This window comes from Commensalibacter papalotli (ex Botero et al. 2024), assembly GCF_947179115.1.
GTDB lineage: Bacteria > Pseudomonadota > Alphaproteobacteria > Acetobacterales > Acetobacteraceae > Commensalibacter > Commensalibacter papalotli.
Window position 1 is genome coordinate 962,818 of record NZ_CAMXCI010000001.1, and the last position, 19,629, is coordinate 982,446.

The 19,629-nt window shown below is 36.2% G+C and carries 20 protein-coding genes and 1 pseudogene; 10 read left to right on the plus strand and 11 right to left on the minus strand.

The window, feature by feature from the left end:
- The first annotated feature begins 2 nt into the window (after positions 1-2).
- From QMN76_RS04365 to QMN76_RS04375, 3 genes are all read left to right on the plus strand, one after another.
- Positions 3-623 carry a YdcF family protein gene (locus tag QMN76_RS04365; protein WP_051461756.1) on the plus strand — a complete coding sequence of 207 codons (621 nt, stop codon included), beginning with the start codon at positions 3-5 and terminating at the stop codon, positions 621-623.
- Positions 624-637: 14 nt separating this feature from the next.
- Positions 638-1,333: a lysophospholipid acyltransferase family protein gene (locus QMN76_RS04370; protein WP_034335984.1), complete on the plus strand. Its 696-nt coding sequence runs from the start codon at positions 638-640 to the stop codon at positions 1,331-1,333.
- Positions 1,334-1,532: 199 nt separating this feature from the next.
- Positions 1,533-2,597, plus strand: coding sequence for a DUF2125 domain-containing protein (locus tag QMN76_RS04375; protein WP_282023669.1), 1,065 nt, complete (start codon positions 1,533-1,535; stop codon positions 2,595-2,597).
- Here QMN76_RS04375 and gloB read toward each other — a convergent pair.
- The gene (gene gloB / locus QMN76_RS04380; protein ID WP_034335980.1) at positions 2,585-3,316 is read right to left on the minus strand and encodes a hydroxyacylglutathione hydrolase; all 732 of its coding nucleotides are present in this window, start codon (positions 3,314-3,316) and stop codon (positions 2,585-2,587) included. The two genes, QMN76_RS04375 and gloB, sit on opposite strands and share 13 nt — an antisense overlap.
- Positions 3,317-3,382: 66 nt before the next feature.
- Between gloB and QMN76_RS04385 the strand changes: the two genes are divergently transcribed.
- Genes QMN76_RS04385 through QMN76_RS04395 form a run of 3 tightly spaced genes read left to right on the plus strand, consistent with a single transcriptional unit; the run spans position 3,383 to position 5,745 of the window.
- Positions 3,383-4,135 (plus strand): hypothetical protein, encoded by a 753-nt coding sequence (locus QMN76_RS04385; RefSeq protein ID WP_282065763.1) that lies wholly within the window; start codon positions 3,383-3,385, stop codon positions 4,133-4,135.
- Positions 4,136-4,163: 28 nt separating this feature from the next.
- Positions 4,164-4,841, plus strand: a complete 678-nt coding sequence (locus QMN76_RS04390; RefSeq protein ID WP_034335974.1) for a phosphatidylserine decarboxylase — start codon at positions 4,164-4,166, stop codon at positions 4,839-4,841.
- Positions 4,825-5,745 carry a CDP-alcohol phosphatidyltransferase family protein gene (locus QMN76_RS04395; RefSeq protein ID WP_282065765.1) on the plus strand — a complete coding sequence of 307 codons (921 nt, stop codon included), beginning with the start codon at positions 4,825-4,827 and terminating at the stop codon, positions 5,743-5,745. The genes QMN76_RS04390 and QMN76_RS04395 overlap by 17 nt, the downstream gene beginning before the upstream one ends.
- A gap of 43 nt (positions 5,746-5,788) precedes the next feature.
- Here QMN76_RS04395 and QMN76_RS10955 read toward each other — a convergent pair.
- The 10 genes and pseudogenes from QMN76_RS10955 to QMN76_RS04445 form a co-directional block, all read right to left on the minus strand.
- Positions 5,789-6,172: pseudogene (locus QMN76_RS10955) on the minus strand (NADH-quinone oxidoreductase subunit B family protein); the annotation flags it as partial.
- 11 nt (positions 6,173-6,183) lie between these two features.
- On the minus strand, positions 6,184-7,719 hold the full coding sequence (locus tag QMN76_RS04405) for an NADH-quinone oxidoreductase subunit D-related protein (protein WP_034335968.1): 1,536 nt from the start codon (positions 7,717-7,719) through the stop codon (positions 6,184-6,186).
- Complete coding sequence (locus QMN76_RS04410) at positions 7,716-9,047, minus strand: hypothetical protein (RefSeq protein ID WP_282023668.1); 1,332 nt, start codon at positions 9,045-9,047, stop codon at positions 7,716-7,718. The genes QMN76_RS04405 and QMN76_RS04410 overlap by 4 nt, the downstream gene beginning before the upstream one ends.
- Before the next feature lie 2 nt (positions 9,048-9,049).
- Complete coding sequence (locus QMN76_RS04415; protein WP_034335962.1) at positions 9,050-9,583, minus strand: hypothetical protein; 534 nt, start codon at positions 9,581-9,583, stop codon at positions 9,050-9,052.
- A gap of 2 nt (positions 9,584-9,585) precedes the next feature.
- Positions 9,586-10,530, minus strand: a complete 945-nt coding sequence (locus QMN76_RS04420; RefSeq protein ID WP_282023667.1) for a hypothetical protein — start codon at positions 10,528-10,530, stop codon at positions 9,586-9,588.
- Positions 10,531-10,534: 4 nt separating this feature from the next.
- Positions 10,535-12,400: a hypothetical protein gene (locus tag QMN76_RS04425; protein ID WP_282023666.1), complete on the minus strand. Its 1,866-nt coding sequence runs from the start codon at positions 12,398-12,400 to the stop codon at positions 10,535-10,537.
- 147 nt (positions 12,401-12,547) lie between these two features.
- Positions 12,548-13,012: a DNA polymerase III subunit chi gene (locus QMN76_RS04430; RefSeq protein ID WP_034335953.1), complete on the minus strand. Its 465-nt coding sequence runs from the start codon at positions 13,010-13,012 to the stop codon at positions 12,548-12,550.
- 13 nt (positions 13,013-13,025) lie between these two features.
- Positions 13,026-14,501, minus strand: a complete 1,476-nt coding sequence (locus QMN76_RS04435; RefSeq protein ID WP_408869457.1) for a leucyl aminopeptidase — start codon at positions 14,499-14,501, stop codon at positions 13,026-13,028.
- A gap of 155 nt (positions 14,502-14,656) precedes the next feature.
- A complete protein-coding gene (locus tag QMN76_RS04440; protein ID WP_282023664.1) occupies positions 14,657-15,022 on the minus strand; it encodes a TM2 domain-containing protein in 366 nt (121 codons plus the stop codon).
- Positions 15,023-15,223: 201 nt separating this feature from the next.
- The gene (locus tag QMN76_RS04445; protein WP_282023663.1) at positions 15,224-15,376 is read right to left on the minus strand and encodes a hypothetical protein; all 153 of its coding nucleotides are present in this window, start codon (positions 15,374-15,376) and stop codon (positions 15,224-15,226) included.
- A gap of 380 nt (positions 15,377-15,756) precedes the next feature.
- On the opposite strand from QMN76_RS04445, the gene cysQ reads away from it, so the two are divergent.
- Genes cysQ through QMN76_RS04465 form a run of 4 tightly spaced genes read left to right on the plus strand, consistent with a single transcriptional unit; the run spans position 15,757 to position 19,517 of the window.
- Positions 15,757-16,557: a 3'(2'),5'-bisphosphate nucleotidase CysQ gene (cysQ, locus tag QMN76_RS04450; protein WP_034335946.1), complete on the plus strand. Its 801-nt coding sequence runs from the start codon at positions 15,757-15,759 to the stop codon at positions 16,555-16,557.
- A gap of 6 nt (positions 16,558-16,563) precedes the next feature.
- On the plus strand, positions 16,564-17,538 hold the full coding sequence (locus QMN76_RS04455; RefSeq protein WP_282023892.1) for an L-threonylcarbamoyladenylate synthase: 975 nt from the start codon (positions 16,564-16,566) through the stop codon (positions 17,536-17,538).
- Between the two features lie 6 nt (positions 17,539-17,544).
- The gene (locus QMN76_RS04460) at positions 17,545-18,078 is read left to right on the plus strand and encodes a hypothetical protein (RefSeq protein WP_034335941.1); all 534 of its coding nucleotides are present in this window, start codon (positions 17,545-17,547) and stop codon (positions 18,076-18,078) included.
- An 11-nt stretch (positions 18,079-18,089) separates the two neighbouring features.
- Entirely contained in the window at positions 18,090-19,517 is a 1,428-nt protein-coding gene (locus QMN76_RS04465) for an FAD-binding oxidoreductase (RefSeq protein ID WP_282023662.1), read from the plus strand.
- Positions 19,518-19,629: the final 112 nt, after the last annotated feature.

Consider the following 19,629-nt stretch of genomic DNA (forward strand, 5'->3'; position numbering starts at 1 on the left):
ACATGGGAAAAATACGTTCTAAACCAAGATGGCTTATTCTGTGGGGAATATTGGGAACCATTCTTTTATGGGGGGGTGGTTTTGTTTTGTTTATTATTGATACCATAACCTATTATCCCCCTGCCCCTACAGCTCAAGGAATTGTGGTTTTAACAGGGGGTGCTAAACGCATTGAGACTGCTGTTAAGTTATTACAATCCAATCATGGGAAATATTTATTAATATCTGGGGTTCAATCAACGACGACGTTACAAGATTTAGAAAGAATCTTACCTTTTACCCTAAGCCAAAGTGATCGCGATCGGATTACCATAGGACACAGTGCAACCTCGACCATGGGAAACGCTGTTGAAACTGCTGCTTGGGCACATTATCACAATCTAAACTCGTTGATTATTGTAACCTCAAGTTATCATATTCGTCGTGCCCTTGTAGAAATGCAGACTTTATTAGATAATGTTACACTTTATCCTTATGTTGCTCGTAATGATAAAAAAGAAACTTTTTCACATATACACTCAATAAGGCTACTCTTTCTTGAATATAATAAATTCCTTGCAGCTTATACAGGGTTAATCCATACTACCCGCCCAAAAGAAGATTTTTTAAAAAACATTCCATAAAAAGCTGATCTCTGATGGTTTTCATTCGTTCTATTTTATTTACACTCTATTTTGTTACCCTAACTATTTTTATGGGTATTTTTGCTTTTATTATTCGTTTTTTTGCTAAGAAACATGCTTTGTCTTACGCACAATTATGGACACGCCTTACTTTGCAAGGGCTTGAAAAATTATGTATGATTTCTACACAGATTATTGGTCAAGAAAATTTACCCACAGAACATTCTTTTTTAATTGCCTCTCAGCATCAATCTGCATTTGACACTTTTGTTTGGATGAATTTGTTGGAACGCCCTGCCTATATTATGAAGCGTGAGCTAATTCGTATTCCTTTAGTCGGACCAATGTTAAAACTATCTGGTATGATTCCTTTGGATCGGCAAGGTGGTATCAAGGCTCTTAAAAATCTGATCCAAGATTGTCAGAAAGCTGTTGATGATTTCAGACAAATTATTATTTTTCCAGAAGGTACACGCACAGCTGTAGGAGAAAAAGTTAAATTACATGCTGGAACAGTAGCTATTGCCAATCAACTCAACTTAAAAATAGTACCTGTGAGCATTGACTCTGGTTATTGCTGGCCCAGAAATTCTTTTAAGAAATATCCTGGAACTATCCACATCACTATTCACCCAGCCATCACTGATACCAGCAATCGCAAAGAAACTTTAGCGGCTATAGAGCGCAGTTGGTCCAGTATAGAATCGTAGTTAATAACCCTGTGGATAACTTAGTGGATGTTTTAATATAGCTTTTAAAGACCAGAGTCGTTGGCAGTTTTTATAGATTCGCTAGAAAGCTTGAGTTTCTGGCGCTTTACAACAGTCAAACAAAAAAATAATTTATTTTTTTTTTTGATTTCAAGCGAATCTGTCTTGTGGATGTTTTAATACAACGACTCTGTTTTATATGAAAATATTTGAATATTATATGTTTAATCGCCGAAAACATTTGTTTATCCAAAAGAAAACAACTTATAAAAAACTTTTTTTTATAAGTATCGTTTTTTTAGTTTTATTGGGTAATTACTTATTTGCTCATACTTATTTAATTAATAATATAAACTACCTCTTAACAAGCCAACAGCATTTTTTAAAAAAACAAAACTTAACGTTTCAATATAAATTAATATCAACTTCATCATGGAGACTTTGGCCACAAGTTACCCTTGCCTATCCTACCATACAAAGAAACATAATTTCTGAATCTCAAACACTTTGGCAAGCAAAACAAGCAACACTTTCTTATTCGTTATGGCACCCCTTTAGTCTTGCTATACAATTGGATGGAGAGCAAATCTTTTGTCCTCATGATTGTGTTCAGCTTCATGGGGCTCCATGGAATCTTTACATACCTTTTTTGGGAGGTTATCATAAAGAAACAATTTCGCTACAGTCTAAAGAAATTTTCTATACCAATATTTCTCAATCAACTTGGGGCATTCAATCTTTACAATTAAAGAATATACAAACTAAATTACATTGGGATAGCAACCAAGATCAAAGCAATAGCTTGGGTTATTCTCAGATTAGTATCCAGCAAGCTCTTGTCAACTTTGATTCTTTTCCAGTTCAAAAATTAAACAATATACAACTACAAGCAGCTTTAATCAAAGATAACAACGCTCAGAACTTTGCAAGTAATTTATATAAACTATTAATCCAAAAAATAAATTTTTCATGGAACACTTTATCTATTCATTCGACAGGAAAATTGTATTTTCCCCATCCACAACTTTTACCTACAGGCGAAATGTCACTTCATTTCAGTGGTATTGATCAAACCATTTATCAACAATTAATGTCTCTTAATTGTTGTATACAATTAAAACAAGAACTCTCCCAAACATTACTTCCTTCACAATTAAATTTGACATTATTCATCCGTGAAGGGGTTATATATCTGGGAGCAATTCCTTTACAAACTCTTTGGTATGATCGTTTTAAAGCACTTGTAAAGACTTATACAAAATGATCTTTCCCTCTGCGAAAATCTGTGAATTCAGTTATATTTTTTGCTAGTAAAAATGGATTTGTTCTTTTCTCTTCTGATAATAAAACAGGTAAAGTTGGTAAACGTTGTTCCCTTAACTGTTTTACATTTTCTAACCTATTCCTAAGAGGCTGATAATTTGGAAAAACAGAAAGCGCAAAACGGCCATTATCGACAGTATATTCGTGTCCACAATACACGTTGATATCCTCTGGCAATGCCGCGATTTTATTTAAACTGTTGAACATTTGAGCGGGTGTGCCCTCGAACAAACGACCACATCCTAAACTAAATAATGTATCTCCTGTAAAAATCAGTTTTAAATCAGAAATATAGTAGCAAATAGAGCCCAATGTATGACCTGGTGTTTCAATTACTTGTACATCCCCTATCCCCTCTAAAGAGATAATATCTCCTTCATGAACAGTTTGATCAATATCAGGAATTTTGTCTGCTTCCTTTAATGGCGCATATACTTTACATTCAAAAATGTTTTTTAATTCGGTAATGCCATTGATATGATCACTGTGAAAATGTGTAATTAATATCGCTTTTAAAGAAATTTGCCTTTCTTTTAAAAATTGTAAGATCGGTTTTGCATCACCTGGATCAACAATAACTGCATTTTTACTCTTTTCATCAATCATTAACCATGCATAATTTGATTCAAAGAAAGGAATAGGTTCTATAGTTACAGTCATAGTTTCTCCTTATTTCGACCACTATACTTTTATAAACTAAACAAAATATCTATAAAAAGAGTTGCAATGGCCTACGATTTTAATTCTATTCTAGTTAATCAATGTCAAAAAAAGCAAGGAATAACAACCTATCTTCAATATAAATTAACCCAATTATGGCCCAATTTATGTGGTTTGTCTCTTTTTACCCTTGGACAAACATTTTCTTTGTTTCCACAAAAGACCTGGTATCCTCATTACCACCTCCATGGCGTGTTAGATTCTATCCCTAATTGTAATTTAAAACATTTATACCATTACAACCAAAAAACTTGCTGCTTTTCAACAGATTCTTTTCCTTTGCAAGATTGCAGCATTGACCGCATTTTGTATGTACACGATGCAAAAGTAACGCAACAACAGTTTTACTCACTTCTACGTTCTTGCTGGAACACTTTAAATGATGATGGAAAAATTATTTTACTCTTGCCTAATAAACTAGGCTGGTGGTCCATAATTGACAATCTTTCTTTACGATACAGAAACTCCTTTTTTATTCAAAAGCTGAATATTATTTTGAAACAACATATGTTTCATATCAGCCATTATGAACGTGTAATATATTTTCCACCTAAAGTAATGAATTCACTTTCTTTACGAAATAATAAAATTCTAGAATTTATAGGGGTATTCTTTGTACCTTTTCTTGGTGGATATCACCTCATTGAAATTGAAAAAAATCTTTATGCACCAATTACAGTGACGCCTTTGAGAAAAAACTATATACTACAAGAAAAATTATCCAAAACCAGTCTGAACCTTACAAATTCAGACCAATAAGTATATTACGTCCAAAGGTTACGACAACATGTCTATTTTACAATCAATTAAATCTGGTATTTGCAAACCCCATCGCGCAAGCCACCCCTTTCTTATTATTGCAGCAACAGTTTCAATTTTGGGACGGATGACACCTTGGCGTTTAACCCGTTTTATTGGCAAGCTTGGTTTGATTTTATTTGGTTTTGTCTGGTATTTCTTCCGAAATCCCAAACGCATCATACCTGTAGAAGAAAACATAATTGTATCTCCCGCTGATGGCACTGTTTCTGCGATTGATTGTATAATGCCACCCGCTAACCTTGGTATGCCTGAAAAACCCGTATGGCGCGTTTCGATTTTCCTGTCTGTTTTTAATGTTCATTTACAACGTATTCCAGCCAAAGGTACCGTTACCAGTCGTGTTTATATCAAAGGCAAATTTTTAAATGCTTCTTTAGATAAAGCGTCTGAACATAATGAACGTAATGCTATTTGTATGACTTTACCTAATGACAAAAAATTAATTATTGTGCAAATTGCTGGATTAATTGCTCGTCGTATTGTTTGTGAAGCTATTGTTGAAAATCAATATGAAACTGGTGATATCTATGGATTAATTCGCTTTGGATCTCGCGTTGATTTATACTTACCCGAAGGCTGTCTTCCTAATGTACAAGTTGGACAAACTATGATTGGTGGGGAAACCATTGTCTCAAAACTCTAAAACATCGAACTCATCCTTGCGTGCACGACGTAAATTATTATTGCGGCAAAAAATACGTCCTAGGGTAAAAGGTATCTCTTTTAATCGCATGATCCCTAATCTCTTAACTTTGTTAGGACTATGTGCAGGATTAATTGGTATTCGCAGTGCCATTCATGGTGAATTTGCGACAGCTGTTATTGCTATTTTAATTGCTGGTTGTTTTGATGGTCTAGATGGCCGTATTGCACGTCTTTTACGAGGCACCAGTAGATTTGGAGCCGAACTTGATAGCTTGGCAGATTTTCTCTCTTTTGGGATCGCACCGTGCTTCATTTTATATATGTGGGCGTTAAAAGATGAAGGAAGTTATGCTTTTGTTCCGTGTGCTTTGTTTGCGGTTTGTATGTCGTTAAGACTAGCTCGTTTTAATGCTGCATTAGAAGATGAAGACAAACCAAAATACGCCAGTAATTTTTTTACAGGAGTGCCAGCCCCAGCAGGAGCCGGTATTGTTTTGTTCCCAATTTTCCTTGGATTAGAAGCAAAAAAGCTTCAATGGAATTTTCTAATTGATATTGCACAGTCTCCATTACTAACAATTATTATGCTTGTAATGACCTCTTTCTTACTCATTTCAACGATTCCTATTTGGTCATTTAAAAATTTCAAAGTCCCAACAACGTATGTTTTGCCCCTACTTTTAGGCACAACACTCTATGCGACGACCCTTGTTGCAGACCCTTGGGGAACACTAGCTTTTAGTGGCTTGTTATATTTAGGAACTATTCCTTTAAGCTATCGGAGTTTTCGTTTATTAAAAGCAGATGCTGAGGCTCTTCACAAGGAGACAGATGATGATGAGGGCGAGAGTTTAGATCAACTTGAACAGAAAGACCTAACAACCCCAACAACCCCTCCATAATTTGCTGGGGTGCTGGGGGACAGCCTTCTATTTCTAAAATGCAATCCTCTCCTCCAGTGCTCTCTTTTAAGACCGCGTAATTTTCTTCAAAAACACCTTGATTAATCGCACAAGATCCGATCGAAACAATGGCTTTGGGTTCAGGCATCAGCTCCCAGTTTTTTTCTAGATAAGGAATCATTGATCGCGTCAATACTCCACTAATCAGTAAAATATTGGCAATAGCAGGATGATCAACGAAGACCAAACCACTTGCAGATATATCAAATGCTGCCCCTCTTAATGCCATCACTTCTAAAACACAACCATTACAATCCCCACAAGGCACCGAAAAAAGATGCAAAATTTGATCGGTATGTCCTGTTTTTTTATCCAAAGGCTTTACTTTACCAAAAACAGAATCAAATAATGCACGAATAACAGCCATTTTTTATCCTTTTATAGGTCCACACCTGTTGATAAAATACCAAATGAACTTCTGATAATCGATTGATTTTCCCAAAGCTCACCTTCTAAAAGCCCTTGCAAAACATAGGCTTGATTAGAGGCAGGATCACGAATAAAAATATCTTTGATAATACCAGCCTCTACTTTGACGTAATACCATAAATCCCCCTGCACACCTTCACAAACGCCTATACCCTCGCCGTAAAGCGTTTCAATGATTATTTTTTTTTCTTCTACTGGAGAGGCCTCTTCAACATCTTGCAATATTGTTTCGATAATATGTAAAGCACTTTGTATTTCTTGAAAGCGTAACTGCATTCGTGCATAAACGTCTCCACTGGTATAATTACGTGGAGAAAGCCATTCAAGACGATATTCAGGCATATAACGACGAATATCAATATCCCTGCCAGAAGAGCGCCCAATAATACCACCAATATTATAAGCAATTGCTTGCTCTGTGCTTAAAACACCAATACCTTGTAAACTATCCATTAACCCTGGAAAACCATGCATAAGTTTGAATGCTTCTGCACATAAATATTTCACTTTTTCAGGAAGTTTTTCAGCACTTCCCTCTCCTATTTCTTCAAGTGAACGTACAGCTCCTGGAAAAACACAATCCATTAACCATCGATGCCCATAATAATGCGCACTCCACCGCATTAATAACTCACGCGCTAACTCACATCGAGATGCAATAATTCCAATATTTAAATCTCTGAAAATCTTAGATAAATATAATAAATGTGCATTAACCTTCGATAATTCAGATAATATTACTCTTTTTCGTAATACGTCGACCGTTGGCATGAACTCTGCAATATCTTCTATCGCATGAGAAAAAGCAATTTGATGAGCAACACTATCTACAGCATTGATGCGACTAATTTTCGGCAAAACATCAAGAATATTTTTGTCAGACAAGTTTGATAAAATGCTTCGATGTGTATAGCCATATAAAGATTCTGCTTTGATAATCCTTTCTCCCATCATAGCAAAGCGCCACAGTGAAGGTGAAAAACCATCACATGAAGAAGGATCAATAACTGCAAATTCTCCACCCTTTTGAATAAGATCAAAAGGCATTTCATAATCATATGGTTCAGGTGGCCAACAAACAGGCCCTTGTTTAATAGATAAGGGCCATGTGTGCTTCCACATCCCACGATCAAGCCAAGGACGCAAATCCTTGGCATTCATCGCCTCTTTTCCCCACAACTCCCAAATCATACGTTCGTAAATAATGGCCGCAGGACGAATCTGGGAAATGGCTAAATAACGATCAACCGAAAAGGCTACCTTAACCCCCAAAGGGCGAAAACCATTCTCTAAAAATAAAACATTAATATCCTCACCGCTGCACCACATTGCCAAAAAGATAAGGCGATCCATGGGTAGTTTAGAAACAATTTCTCTCCACTCCTCTTCTTCCACCCTAAAGAAGAATTTAGTTTCTCGTTTGTGCTTTTTAATTAGATCTACAGCTTTAGAATGGGTTACAAAAGATGTTTCAGACTGTGTCATGATCCTGACCCACCATGATATTTTACAAATTCAACAGCAATTTGCTGTAACCAAGATGACGTCAATAACGGCAATAAAACGGTTTGCACAGCGATAATTCCCAGAATAAGTTGTATTTCCTTGGAAAACATCCCTTGTAAGAAAAATATATTTCTCCCTTTTTGAAATAAAATATACCCTCTGATTAAAAATAATCCCAAAATAGTAACCACAATCATAGGCATAGTTTGCATTAAATAAGCAAATAATACTGCACATGCCCAAAAAATTCCGATTGGCGGCAATCCAGAGAGTGCAAACATAACCCAACCCTCACAAGCTTCCTGATGATCACGTTGCTTTTGGCTCATCATATATCCTAATGGAGCAAAAACCACTAATGCAATTATAAACAGACATGCACTATAAATACCTTCTATATGATTGGCAAAAATCCCCCCTAGGATAGACAACGCCACCAGAAATAAGGAACTCAGACACAAAGAGGAACGCTGACGATTTTGTTCATTTAAAATGACAAAGCATAAACTTACTATTACTAAAATAATTAATAAATTTTCAGGAGGTTCATATGCAGGAATTTGGTATAATCGCAGGAAGGTTGCAATCACAGGAACCGATAGAATAAAAGACCCAATCCCTCCTAGGGTTAATGGCAACTCCATTGTCATACCTAAAAAAGGCAGAGACATTGGAAAAAGGCCTGCAATTAACACAAGACTAAAACTTAATAAAACACTGCTAAATTTTGCAAGATAAGGTGCATTATCTATAGGGACAGAAGCTAATAAAAAGGCTGCAATAACGGCCATCACCGCAAATAACAAAACCAAACGAAAATATGCCCATCCTGCCTTGATGCTGCTGCTCCCTTGATTAAAAATACAACCCGACATTAGTAGAGCTGCCAAAATAACTATAAATAACAAGGATAAAAATAAGTTATTCACCCCAACGGCTAATAAAGATACCGCTGTAAGCAAATGAAAAAGCATTAAATTCCATAAAAGCCGTTTATCTTCTTTAGAAAAAAACAAGCTTCTAGGAGCCCAAAACCGCAATAAAATGGTCGATATTCCTGCACCAACCGCAATAGCAAAGCGTAAAAACCTTGTTAAACCGTCACTGCTCCAAATCGCTGATAAAAAGAAATCATCTGCCAAATATGCAGAACACGCAGTAATAATAATTAATATAATAGAAACGATAAAATGACAGCGTGCTCTGGCAGCTTGTCCTTCACAGGCGAAAATACCAATCATTCCTACTAGAGGCCAGATTACACAACCCCAATAAAATAATTTAGCCAGATCATTAATAGTTTCCACGATCAATAATGCCTTAATCTAGAAACAACAATAAATGACATGATTAAAAAAACACTATAAAATATTGCCAATGCAATGAAAGCCATTCCTCGGCCATTTAATCCAACAACTACAGACAGTGCATTTAACGCACAAGCTATACCCATAATCTGCCCTCCTACTGTCTTACCCAAGACACTATACACCATACCAATCAATATAATGGATAAAACAATACCATATTCTAAGCGTGGCAAAGACGGAGGTAAAATAGAAACCGTTAATGATACTATCAAAATGACGAAAAACAAACCCGAGAATAGCTCTCTAAACGAACGTGAAAATGATTGCTTTCTTAATAAAATACTTAAAATTATTCCTGATAAAAATGACAAAACCATACAACTCAACGCAATTATTGGATCAAGAGCATTGGCTTGCCCCGCAAGTAAGCAAAAAACCGTCAGTAAAGCATGAGAAAAACTTTGCGCTGAAGGGTGCGATACTCCGCCAATTGTAGCAAGCAATAAAATACTAATAAAAAGGGAAAGCCACATTTTTATGCTCCACTTAAACCAGCAAAATACAGAATAATGGCCAAGAAACTTAAAATAACAGCAATCCCTACACGATAAATTCCACTTGAAAATAGCAATAAACTACGCATGATAGCCAAAATTATGCACTCTACAAAAATCTTCGTAACCCAAGCCAATAATCCAAAAGGAACCGCACGTAACCAAATCGTAAAATCTTGATCTCCAGATTGCAGAACCGCCAAACTTTGTGGCCATAAAAATAAAGCGATCAAAGATAACCAAACTAGAAATCTCACATCATTAATATATAATAACAGCCCTTTATCAGACCCTCCAAATCCATCGATGCCTTCCTTTTGTGAAAATGTTGGCATATCCCAAACCACAAAAAATAATGAACAAGCCGCCACTAATAAGGGGCTATAAGCCATTAGAGGTAGCTCTCCAAACTGATGAAAGAAAACCACCACAGCGTCAAGAAATGTACTACCAGTTATAAAATGAATAATGGCTGCAATAAAAAATAAAACAGGAAGAAATAAAAGACTATCTACAAGCGTTGTTTGTAATAATTTCAAACTCTTTAACGAAGTATACCGAAGGGCAGTTAAGAAAAAGACCACAGGCACAACCATTAATAGAGCGATAATCAATAACAAATCGGCTAAAGATCCAGTTACCATACCAACACTAAAAGTGGGAACCAACAAAGCTGCAATAATAACTGCACCCAAAGCTGTGTAAGGCAATAATGGACTATAAAAAGATGTGGTCGTTGAAAAACTAGAAAGGCGTTTAATATTAGCCGAGTATAACTCTCTACGATAAAACCAAAAGGGAACCGCTGGTAAACCTTGAATCTTTGCTTCCAACCATTTTTGAAATCCCATGACCCAAGGTGCTAATAACAAGATCATTCCTAAATGCAACAAAGCAATCACAAAACTTAAAAACCAAAACAGCATGCGATCACCGTGCGACAAAACTGATCGAAATAAGCACAATTGCCAGCACAAATAACATCAGAAAATTCTGGTATTGCCATGTTAAAAGATTAAGTCGATGTGTATAACTAAGGCAATTTTTCTTAAACTTGAGCAAATTTTTAAAAATCACATAATTTACCGTAGAAAAAGAAGTGATCCATGAAAACCGTCTTTTCAACATTGATTCAAAGCAAGCTTGACCAAAAGAAAAACTTGTTTCTTCTACGATAACAGAACGATGAATATTTGGTTGAGCAATTGAGTCTCTTAATAAAAAATCATAGGTTTTCTTTTTTTCTTTACGTGCAACCCAAGTAATAATCAACATAATCACAGTTAATAAAACTGCAATTAACCAAGGCATAAAAACTGTCTGTTGTGGGTCTACACTAAACGTAAAAAAGTTGTGAGACGATACAGATAGCCCCATCACATTCACAGCAACAGAACGAGCTATAATAAAAATTAATCCTGGTAATAAAGTAATTATAAATAAAAAATATATTCCTATTTTTACTTCAGCAAAGAATTTCAAAGAGAGATATTCTGACAATTCAGAAAATGCTTTTTGCAATGACCCCGTTCCACCTGTCAAAATCAACCTGATCCATCCCAGTACACCAAGGATTAAAATTGCCGCATTCAAACCGATAATAAGAATTCCTAACAAACTGTTACTAAGGTAATGCCCTGATGGCATGAAGAGTAATAATTGTAAATTTTCACAAAACACTGAAAACCCTGCAAAAGGGGGTAATCCTGAGAGTAAAAAGCTTAATAAGAATAAAGAAATTAATATAGATGAAGGTATTAAAGTTTCTTTAGGTTTCGCGTTATAATAATCTTTTAAAAATCCCGATAATAAAAAAACGAACGTGAAGCCCACAAACTGAACAAATAAACCAAAATAAAGCGCATCATTCGCAAATGCGATCGATTGTTGATGATCAGAGCCCATAAAAGAAGTTACAATACCAATTGTTTGTACAATAACCGCATTTCCTAAAATATATAGACAGCTCACTCGTTCATGGAATTGCTTTACAACTAAACTTTGCCATCCTGCATAACAGGCCGCGATAACACCTAATATTTTTACCAGAAATGACAACCAATAAGTTTCACTATGCTTACCTAAGTCGATGTAAAACCGCAAAAGTAAGTAGATACCCGCCATCGACAATAAAAGATGCATAAAACTATAGACAACGTCCCCTTTACCTTGTCTTGCTATATTCATTCGCCATTGAGAAAAAGGCACAAAGCCCATTAACGCACCACTGGTTATTAAAACACAAAATAATACCCAAGGTGAAAAGCTAATCTGTCTTATCGTTTCAAAAGATAAATAAGCAAAATTACCCTGCTCTCCCATTTGAGCAGGAAGTAATATAATTCCCAAAAACAAACTAGCTAAACCAACAAACGGTGCTAGGCTTTTCCCAATAGATAATCCATAATTCATCATAATCAAGAAGGCCAGCAACCCAATAACAAAGAATAAATTACCTGCCAATAATAGTAAAGTTACATTGACATAGGGTAATAAAAAATAATGCGAAACACCAAGCTCTTTTTTAAAAAAAATAAATAAAGCGCCGCAAAAAAAGAGACAAAACAAACAAAAGGAATTTAATGAATCAAGATAAAAACTGATTCCAAATATTTTTCCTAAAATCGGTATTATTAACGATATAGATGACAGGTAAAATACAGAATAGATAAAGGTTAAAAAGCATCCTATTACTGATAAAATCAAAGGGGCATTCTCTAATCCCGTTAAAGCTCGTCCCTGATAATATCTTTTTGCTGCTATTCCCCCTTGAAGCCCTATGAAGACTACTATCAACAATAACAAACTTAGAATAAAAATAGACAGAGCCTTATTCCTTTATCATTGAGGAAATATTATTTAGAATGGAGTTTATTCACTAACGCAAAATCTACAAAAAATATAGTAATTTCATCAAAGAAATAAGCAAAAGTCCTTCTTTATTCAGCCTTTTCCCCCTTGCTCCCATCCTTTTTCAGTTTGCTTCCAATAAGTCAACTCATGTCCATCTTGTTTTAATAAACGCCATCGTTCACGTGCCTCAAGCACTGCCTGCTCGTCATTCCCATCAAATAAGTCAAAGACGCGTTTAAATGAGTTTAAAGCACTTAAAGACTGCCCTCTCACTAAAAAAAGAAAGGCAGCCTTATTAAGATTTTCCTCGAATATTGTAAGCCATATAGGCTGCCACTCAGGGGAAATATCTTGATGTTTAGAGGTGTGACAGCCATGAGGTAACCATACAGGATGCGTTATCCGCCATAAGGCCTCAGTTAAAATTTTTACCTGCGCATCATCCTTGCACAACACCAAACCATGCTCTTTAACCTGCATCGTGCGAGTTAACAAAGCAGGCAAAGCTTGTTCCAAAGAAGTCTTGGTTAAATGGTAAAAACCAATAGAGGCCATATCAATTAAATCCTCAGGCTTCGTAATGCTCTTTGACCAATTGGTTTAATAAACATACACCAAATGATGTAGCACCTTTGGGGCCATTATTCGTGCCTTTACCAGTATAAGCAGTACCCGCAATATCCAAATGCACCCAAGGGGTTTTATTAACAAAACGTTGTAAGAATTGAGCCGCTGTTATCGAGCCACCATCACGACCACCAATATTCTGCATATCAGCAAATTGTGCATCCAGCGCTTTGTCATAAGCAGGCCCCATTGGCATACGCCATACTTTTTCACCAATGTCATTCCCGATCGTTGAGAGACGTTCGGATAATTCATCATTATTAGAGAATAACCCAGCATATTCATAACCCAACGCCACAACAATCGCACCTGTTAAGGTTGCTAGATTAATCATGAAACGGGGTTTAAAACGATCTTGAGTATACCAAAGAATATCTGCCAATACCAAACGCCCCTCAGCATCGGTATTTAATACTTCAATGGTCTGACCTGATGCACTGGTAACAATATCGCCTGGACGTTGTGCGTTACCTGATAACATATTTTCAACCAACCCAACAACCCCAATGACATTGGTTTTGGCTTTGCGTGTAGCCAAGGTTTTCATTAACCCTACTACTGTAGCGGCCCCTGCCATATCCATTTTCATATCTTCCATACCACCAGCTGGCTTAATGGAAATTCCACCAGAGTCAAAAGTAACCCCTTTACCCAAGAAAGCAATTGGTGCTTCTTTATCTTCTGGGTTACCTTTCCACTGCATAATTACAGTTTTAGGTTCTGCATCACTTCCTTGTGCGACACCAAGTAAAGCACCAAAGCCCAATTTTTCCATTTCAGCTTTGCCCAACACTTCGATAGAAATTCCCAAAGATTCTAACTCTTGAATGCGTTTTGCAAATTCTGGAGGTGTAAGATGATTAGCTGGCTCATTAACGAGATTTCTGGTTAAGTAAGATCCTTCGGCTACTGCGGCAATATTAGACCAACCTTTTTGGGCAGCTTCGTAATCAGACGTTAAGACCTGGATTTCTTGCAAATATTTAGTATCTGTTTTCTTATTTTTTTCTGTGCAATATTTGTTAAATTCATACACACTCAACAAAGCACCTAATGCAATATAAGTTGAATATTCTGTAAAATCCCAATCTGTCATCAACGTAATTGATGTTGTTTTATGGTTTAATACTTTTGCCGCGGCACCGCCTACTTGACGAGCTTTATCATTCGAAAACTCTTCTTTTACACCTAAACCAACAATCACAACATGAGTATATTCAGCGCTGGGAGAGACAAGTTTACACACCTGTCCCAATTTGCCTGTAAAATCTTCTGCAACCATTGCACGTGTTAAAGCGTCACCTAAGGTTTTGTTAATCACACGAAAAGAATCTCCGTGCTCTCCACCTTCGAAAACAAAAAGAACAATATCACCTTTTTCTGGTTTCTTTAAACTTGTAAAACTAACTGTTGGTATCATGAGAATATTCCTTTGTTATTTTAAAATATGCTTAATTAAATTGACATCTATTATGCTTACTATAACAAAAATATCCAGCATAGAAACCAAAGAGCAAAGAAATTTATTTTTCTTTATGATAGTTCAGTATTTAAACCAAACAAATCAAAAAATTATCTACCATATTTAGTCGTAAAATCCGCATCAGACATACAAATATAAATAATACCTTCGATAAATCCAACAATAAAAGGAATACCTGTCCAACAGAACAATAAATATAAAATTCCCATTCCCACTTGTCCCAGATAAAATTTATGAATACCAAACCCACCCAAGAAAAATGCAAACAACGCTGCTGCCAGTCTTTTTTGCGACATTCCGCCGACATTGGGGTTCATATTTACATTGTCACCAGAATAAACGTTCGGATTAACATTTGTATTCATAACCTTTTGTGCAGTACCACAGTGAGGACAAAAAGAATCACTTTCATCAATTTGTTTTCCACAGCCTCTGCAATAAACCATATTACTCATCATACTTCTCTAATAATTAAATTTTATATACATTAATAATTGTTTATGATTTTATCATTAAATTAAAAGTTATGATAAAAATCTAGCAATAGAATGCTCAATTACGTTATCTACAAGAATACCAATTGAACTTATACCAATAATCTAAGAATCGTTGCCCCATAAACTAAAATTAGAATTTATAGAGCCCGTGATAATCCGTTATGTGCCTAGTGTTTGAGAAAATTCAATTAATCTGAATAGTAAATTCTCCCAACTATCAGCCTCTAAAATAGAGATATATTTATTATTTTCAATATTTTCAATCGATAAAGAACCATATTGATCAATAATCAATTTTAACAAATCATTCATTAAGTCCTAATTACCATTATGAACGGTAAAATGATCGACTTTAACAGCGATTGCTTTAAGACTTTCCAATTCTTATAAACGCAGCATAATGGGATTATCCACCATCACTTTGGCTGTATTTAATAAGAATTGGGTTGCATTTTTTTATAATAATTGCCAAATTAAATGCAGTTTCTTTATATAAAAATAATTCATACCCAGCAATAATTTCTATATAGAAAAGTTATTTAACTTTACTACATTTTATAAATATCTACTTACCGTGATATTTTTGGTATATTCTCTAAACGATAATTGAATTATAAAATAAAATTCACTTTAATGTGAGAGTATTATTACCTTAAAATTACCTGACATATTATTTGGGTTCGGATTTTATAATGCATCCTGTCTCTGACCAACAATTAATGGAACTGGCAATTGATTTAGCACAACAAGCTGCAATCATTATCAATAAAATCCGTGAAGAAGGGGTAATTGTCTCTACAAAAACAGACCAAAGCCCCGTAACCCAAGCGGATCAAGCGTCGGAAAACCTTATTCTCCAAGGTTTACGAACGGCCGTTCCTTCTATTCCCATCATCGCTGAAGAAGAGGCCTCCAAAGGGATACACACTCAAATAGGATCAGAATTTTGGCTTGTAGACCCTTTGGACGGAACAAAAGGCTTTATTCGAGGCAGCAAAAATTTTACTATTAATATTGGTCTTGTTCGTAATGGCAAACCTGTAATAGGCGTGGTTGCATTACCTGCTCATCAAGAAATTTTTTGCGGAATTATAGGTAAAGGTGCTTGGCGTATTGATGAAAATGGTAAAACCCCTATTCATGTAAGTCCTCTCCCCCAAAATGGTTTTCGCATTATTACCTCTCATCACCATGTTAACGATCCTCAACTTAGTAAAGCGTTGGAAGGTTTTCCCACTTGTTCAGTCAACGCAATGGGATCTGCGGCAAAAATAATTCGTATTGCCGAAGGTAAGGCAGATTTGCATTTTCGCTTTAATTCTATTATGGAGTGGGATACGGCTGCTCCTCAGGCCATCTTAGAAGCTGCTGGAGGATATTTGCGCGGTTTAGATAATCAACCTTTACAATATGGTAAGGAAGGTTCTCGCATCCCTCCTTTCTTTTGTTCTGGAACCTTAATTGATCGTTTTTTAAGTAACTTGTGTGATTAATTTATGATGACGTCTTTATTTTCTGATTCCATTTCTGAAATTAAACAAGCTGCAACTATTATTAAACAAGGCGGTGTCGTTGCTTTTGGCACAGAAACTGTCTATGGACTGGGTGCGGATGCGACGAATAGTCAAGCTGTGCAAAGAATATATCAAGCCAAGGGTCGTCCCAGTTTTAATCCTCTTATTATTCATTTTTCTGATCTTGATCATGTTTTTCAATTTGTAATTAAAACTGAACTAGCCCACGAGCTTGCCCTTAAATTTTGGCCTGGTGCTTTAACATTGGTCTTACAACAAAAAAAGAATACCAACACTCAAATCAGTCCTATTGCCACGGCAAATTTATCAACCATGGCCGTGCGTATTCCTAGTACAAAAGTGGCACGTCAACTTATTAAATTCAGCCAAAAACCCATTGCTGCCCCTTCGGCCAACAGTTCTGGTAAGATCAGCCCTTCTACGGCGCAACACGTCTTTCAAGAGCTTAATCATAAAATTGATGCTATTATTGATTCTGGCCCCTGCCAAGTTGGCGTCGAAAGCACCATTCTTGATCTAAGTAATAATGTCCCAACCCTGTTGCGCCCAGGTGGCGTGACTTTGGAAGATCTTATTCCCATTTGCGGCCCAATTATCTCGAACCAGCCCATAGAAACAAAAATTATAGCCCCAGGGCAACTGAGCTCACATTACGCACCCCATTTACCCGTGAGACTTAATTGCCATGAAATTTTTCCTGATGAGGCACTACTTGCATTTGGCCCACCAATCGAACATACTGGTCTCTCTAAAAATCTAAGTAACACAGCTAATTTAGAAGAGGCTGCTCAAAATTTGTTTGCATATTTACGCTTTTTAGATGTTCAAGGAAGAGAACTTGGGTTAAAAGGAATTGCAGTTATGCCCATTCCCAAAACGGGTCTTGGACTTGCAATTTGTGACAGGCTTACCCGTGCTGCAGCACCAAGATTAGCATAAATAACAATGAATCAAAAAATAGACCCAAAAGAACTCAAAGTCCTATCTGATATTCTGGCCTTAGTTTTAGAGGATCAGCCAGGGCAGTCCGCCAATGCATTGGAAGCTATCAAAAAAAGAGCAAAAAAAAATGCGACTACAGGTGGTGCATTAAAAAATCTTTTTACTAACATTGTCAATAATCCTCCACCCAGAAAAACAAGCAATTCTCAATCCAAAAAAAGCAATGATTCTGCTGATCTTATCAAAGCTCGCTCTCAAATCTCTGATCTTACACACAGTATCAACCAACTCGATTCAGCGATCCGAAATCTAAGAAGGCAAAATGAAGCTTTAAGATCAGAATTATTACTAACACAACGTTCCAGAGCTGAAATGCAATCTGCCCTCTCTGTCGTTCAAGAAAAGTCCCCTTTTAAAACTGTGTTAGTCATTGTATCTTTACTTTGTGGTTTATTTTTCGGTATTGCAGGTACTGCAGTCGTGAATACCGCCTTTAATCAACCTCATCAACCCGACAATACAATTTACCTTCATTAATGGATTTATTTATGGATACGAACAGCTTTATTCATGATCTGACAGCGATTGTCGGTACACAAGGAATTCTGATTAACCCAAAAGATACAAAAAGCTATAACACTGATTGGCGAGAAATCTTTCGGGGAAATAGTATTGCCGTTATTAGACCACAAAATACCCAAGAAGTAGCAAATATTGTCAAGTTATGTGCACAACGTAACGTCGCAATTATTCCTCAAGGTGGGAATACAAGCCTTGTAGGTGGTGCAACACCTCCAAAGCAAGGTAATCAAATTGTATTAAGCCTTAGTCGTATGAATAAAATTCGCAACATTGATAAAATTGATTCTACGATTACTTTGGAAGCTGGTGTTATCTTAGAAGAAGCACAAAATGCAGCCAAAAATGCTGGGTTATATCTACCCATCGTTATTTCCTCTCAAGGTTCAGCTCAAATTGGCGGTATTATTGCTACAAATGCTGGGGGTAATAATACTCTACGCTATGGAAATACCAGAGAATTTGTATTGGGGTTAGAAGTCGTTACAGCTGATGGACAGATCTTGCATAATTTGCGCAGGCTCAGGAAAGATAATACTGGCTATGCATTAAAACAGATTTTTATTGGTTCTGAAGGAACCTTAGGGATTATTACTGCTGCTGTATTGCATCTTCACCCTTATCCCCGTTCTACTGAAGTAGCTCTATGTGCTGTACCAGATTTAGATCATGCCTTAAAATTATTACATCTGTTTAACAACCATAATCCAGCCGCCTTACAAGCTTTTGAATATATCTCTCAAAAAGGCATGGATTTAGTTTTAAAGCAATTTCCAGAACTAAAATGTCCATTAGAAACAAAAGCACCTGTTTACATCGTAGTAGAATTAGCGCTTCCCGCGCAAGGTAATGGTTTAAGAGAACTCTTTGAAACAGTATTAGAACATGCTTTTGAGGAAGAAATTGTTTTAGATGCTGTGCTAGCAGAAAGTGAAACTCAACGCCAAAGCCTCTGGCGTTTTCGAGAAGAACAAGCAGAATCACAAAAACGCGCTGGCGCAAATATTAAAAATGATGTTTCTGTTCCAATATCTTCTGTTCATGAATTTATTACCCGTGCAACCAAAGCATGCGAAGATCTATGCCCTGGAATACAAGTCGTACCATTTGGGCATCTTGGAGATGGAAACATTCATTTCAATCTTGTTCAACCATCTAATGATAATGGAAATGATTTTATGAGTAAAAGTCATGACCTCATGGACGCGGTATGTGCAGTTGTTTATGATCTTGAAGGATCTTTTTCAGCAGAACATGGCATAGGACAGTTAAAGAACTATATGATGCCCTCTTGGCGCGGTGGTGCTGAACTTGAGCTTATGCAAAAAATCAAACAGAGCCTGGATCCTAGGAACCTTTTGAACCCTGGGAAAATATTTCCAGATACAAGCACATAAACCATAATATTGTCTTAATCTGAACTATATTAATATCGTTCAACTTTAACAATTGATTAGATTATATAAAAAATTACAAAGGCCTTCACTGTTGACTTAATGAAACGCAACA